General features: G+C 65.9%; 2 protein-coding genes. One reads left to right on the top strand and one right to left on the bottom strand.

Annotated elements, in window-relative coordinates:
• Positions 1-364, top strand: a 364-nt coding sequence (locus ABT300_RS44255) for a hypothetical protein (protein WP_351688880.1), incomplete at its 5' end; no start/stop codon positions are given.
• A gap of 72 nt (positions 365-436) precedes the next feature.
• Here the strand turns inward: ABT300_RS44255 and ABT300_RS44250 are convergent.
• The coding region (locus ABT300_RS44250) for an ISAzo13-like element transposase-related protein (RefSeq protein WP_351688878.1) at positions 437-1,146 on the bottom strand (710 nt) is incomplete at its 5' end.

Genomic DNA, 1,146 nt, shown 5'->3' with positions numbered 1-1,146 from the left:
TGACGCGACACGCGTCATCGGCGAAGCACTACACGGCCTCAGTGTGCTCAAGCTGGAGGAGCTGGCCCGGTCGCTGTGGGCCCATGCCTGGGACCTGGATCCCGGGACTGACATCGATGCCGCTCTGGTGGAGGAGCTGCTCGGATTACCGACACCGGTGGACGACGAGCCGGCGACCGTCCCGGAACCGCGCGAGAGTGCGCCACTGGACGTGGACGAGCTGCCTGACGAGGACGAGAGGCAACGGCCATGTCAGTTCGACAGCACGTCCCTCTCCCGCCAGGAGCTCGAATGCCTCCAGGCGTTCGAACAAGGGCCTGGGGACACCGCCCCCTCGACGCCTGACGACCTGCCCGGCGTCTGACCGGCACCTTCGGGGGGCCGCACGGCAGCCAGGCAGCCCTAGCGATCACTCAGCCTTAGGGCTTGCCGGGAATCAACACGTCGGTTTGATCTTGGTTTTGCCAGGCTCGAGGAACCTGGCGACGTCTTCCCATATGCGGAAGCGGGCTGTTGGCGCGGGGAGATGAACACCGTGGGCTTCCAGGAGCGGGCGGACGTCTTTCACTGCGCGGCTGATGGTCATGGCGGTGGTGTTGAAGAGCTGGCCCAAGAGGTCCATGGTCGCGAGTTTTCGCAGGCGGAGCACGGTGACCAGGACCCGGTCGGCTGAGGTGAGGTTGGCTTTGGCACCTGCGCCAGGGGCCACCAGTCGCTCGTGGCCTCGACGTGTGCGGAGCACTTGCTCGCGTTGAACCTCCATCGCTGGAGTCAACGAGTCGATGAGCTCGCTGAGCTGCCGCCGGGTCATCCCGGTCATTTCCGGGCCTTGAAGCGAACGCCGCGTGAGGCGAGTCGGTCTGTCCGCCAGAACCTCATCCGGTGTGCTCCCGGTGATCGCCGCGTCCATCGGGCGCTGGGGGTGAAGCGTGTAGTTCCAGTCGCCGTGGAAGCGATGACGAGTAATGGGCAGGGCGGCGATCTCGTCGTCGCTGACGCGGATGCCGGTGGGGTACTCACCGCTGTCGAGTTCGGCATGGACGGTGAGGCCGGTGCGGCTGGTGGTCGCGGCGATGGTTTGGAGCATGACTTCATGGCTGGTCAGGGGTCTGCCGCGCCAGTTCATGGTGATGTGGGAGAACAGCC

This window comes from Streptomyces sp. NPDC001027, assembly GCF_040299045.1.
In the GTDB taxonomy this organism is placed as follows: Bacteria; Actinomycetota; Actinomycetes; order Streptomycetales; family Streptomycetaceae; genus Streptomyces.
The sequence above is the reverse complement of the archived record's forward strand: the minus strand, read 5'-3'. Positions and strand labels throughout refer to the sequence as shown.